Below are 2084 nucleotides of genomic sequence, written 5' to 3' on the forward strand. Positions count from 1 at the left end.
AAACCCGACATCGCGGAGCCCGAGGCTCAGCCGCCCAACGTTGGCCCGCAGCCGTCGCAAAAGCCGGCGGACGCGGACGAGAAGAAGATGCTGCCCGATCCGCGCTCGGCCGATCTGCCCGACGAGAAAATGCCAGCCGAGGAAGTCGCCTGCCGCGAACGACTGAAGACGCTCGGCGTCGAATTCGAAGAACACAAGGCGGAAAGCCAGCCCGAAATCGGCTGTTCGATCCCATACCCCATCGTGCTGAAGAACCTTGGAAAGTCCGTCGCCATCGGCCCCGGCACCGAGCTCAATTGCAAGATGGCCGAGGCGACGGCGCGTTTTGCCGCCGATGTCATCCAGCCGGCGGCGAAAGCCGAATTCGGTGAGGACCTGAAATCGATCGGCCAGGCATCGGCCTTTGTCTGCCGGCCACGCAACGGCACCCGAAAACTGTCGGAACACGCGTTCGGCAACGCGCTCGACATCGCCAGCTTCACGCTGTCGGACGGCAAGAAGATCGAGGTCGGCCCGGCGCCGCCGGAGAAGGACGCCAAATTCCTCAATGCCGTGCGCAAGGCCGCCTGTGGACCCTTCAAGACGGTGCTCGGTCCGGGCGCCGATGCCGATCACTCCCTGCATTTCCATCTCGATCTCGAACCGAGACGGCATGGCGGGACGTTCTGCCAATAGCCGAAAGCGCACTCAGGAATTGGGCTAAATCTATTGCAGAGCGCTCGGCGGGAGCGGCTTGTCGATCTCGGCCCTCATGATCAAAACACCACGTGTAAAATCATCAAAATCTTCGATACTCATGCTGCAAGTCTCTTGGACGAAACTTTTATGCCGGAATTGAACCACAACATACTTCTGCTGATCCCTGTCCAGCTTCAGAAGAAAGGCAAACGAATAGGGACTCCTGCGTAAAGTTACATACACTTCACGCAGATCCCGGGCGGTGAAGAACCGTTTTATCGTACGCCAGATCGACATTTACCCCTCCAACCGCAATTATTATAAAACTAGTAGGCGCCTTGTCGAAGATGAATTGCCCTCGCCGATGATCCGCGTGCCGCAATTCGGCCGCAGGCATGAACGCGGGCGCTGAGTTTTCCTTTACCCTTGATCGTTAAAATGCCGGATATCCATCAACGGGATTCCGCCAATGGCCGGCAAATTTCGGGCCGTGTTTTTCGCCACCGCGCGCCAGACAAAATATGCAGCAATGCTGACCGCCGGCCTGGCGCTGGCGGCGCTTTCCGCCTGCAACACCGGCAGTGTGCTGTCGCTGCAGCCGGCCGTCGACGTCGGCGCGCAGACGGCTGCCGTGCCGCAATATGCCGGCATGCAGAAGCTTGTCCCTTCCAATCCATACATGACGCAGGCCGCTTATCCGCGCATGGACGAGCCGATGTCGCCCGTCGAGCAGATGCCGGCCAGCGAAACCGACTGCCGGCAGCAATTGAAGCGTCTCGATGTCGCCTACACCGACCTGGCGCCGATCCATGAAGGCCAGTGCGGCATCGATTATCCGGTCAAGGTTTCGGCCATCGGCAACATCCAGATGAAACCCGCGGCAACCCTGACCTGCGACATGGCCGCCACCTTTGCCGGCTGGACGAAGAACGAGCTCGTCCCCTCCGCCCGCTGGCGCTATTTCTCCGGCGTCAAGACCATCCACCAGGGCTCCAGCTATTCCTGCCGCAGGATTGCCGGCGAAGGTGTCCTGTCCGAGCATGGCAAGGGAAATGCGCTCGACGTCATGAGCATCGAACTCAACAATGGCGACGACATTGACGTGCGTAAGCCCGGCCTGTTCGCTTTCCGCACCCGCGGCTTCCTCAACAATGTGCGCGCCGACGGCTGCCAGTACTTCACCACCGTGCTCGGCCCCGGCTACAATTACGACCACCGCAACCATTTCCATTTCGACATCAAGAACCGCAAAAACGGTTATCGCGCCTGCCGTTAGGAAGAGATCAGCCTAATCGGCGCCACCGGTTGAAGCGGCGATCTGCCGTGCAACCAAGTCCTGGATGCGCCAGAGATTCCGGTCGCGGATGCCGCTCTCTTCAAGCTTGCTCACGGTCCTGAACAAATAC

General features: G+C 59.7%; 3 protein-coding genes and 1 pseudogene. 2 read left to right on the forward strand and 2 right to left on the reverse strand.

Annotated elements, in window-relative coordinates; translation table 11 throughout:
• Positions 1-675 (forward strand): extensin family protein (locus EN984_RS32325; RefSeq protein WP_206517535.1); only part of this gene is annotated, 675 nt, incomplete at its 5' end.
• A gap of 30 nt (positions 676-705) precedes the next feature.
• Here EN984_RS32325 and EN984_RS32330 read toward each other — a convergent pair.
• Entirely contained in the window at positions 706-975 is a 270-nt protein-coding gene (locus EN984_RS32330) for a hypothetical protein (RefSeq protein WP_127270419.1), read from the reverse strand.
• Between the two features lie 172 nt (positions 976-1147).
• On the opposite strand from EN984_RS32330, the gene EN984_RS32335 reads away from it, so the two are divergent.
• Entirely contained in the window at positions 1148-1954 is an 807-nt protein-coding gene (locus tag EN984_RS32335; RefSeq protein ID WP_127270418.1) for an extensin family protein, read from the forward strand.
• Positions 1955-1966: 12 nt separating this feature from the next.
• Here EN984_RS32335 and EN984_RS39100 read toward each other — a convergent pair.
• Positions 1967-2084 (reverse strand): annotated as a pseudogene (locus tag EN984_RS39100) (gamma-glutamylcyclotransferase); the annotation flags it as partial.

It is taken from the genome of Mesorhizobium sp. M7A.F.Ca.CA.004.12.1.1 (genome assembly GCF_003997835.1).
GTDB lineage: Bacteria > Pseudomonadota > Alphaproteobacteria > Rhizobiales > Rhizobiaceae > Mesorhizobium.

What these genes read in the sequence shown, in the direction of transcription:
- EN984_RS32330 (WP_127270419.1), bottom strand. Translation starts at nt 975, where the DNA reads ATGTCGATCTGGCGTACGATAAAACGGTTCTTCACCGCCCGGGATCTG.
- EN984_RS32335 (WP_127270418.1), top strand. Translation starts at nt 1,148, where the DNA reads ATGGCCGGCAAATTTCGGGCCGTGTTTTTCGCCACCGCGCGCCAGACA.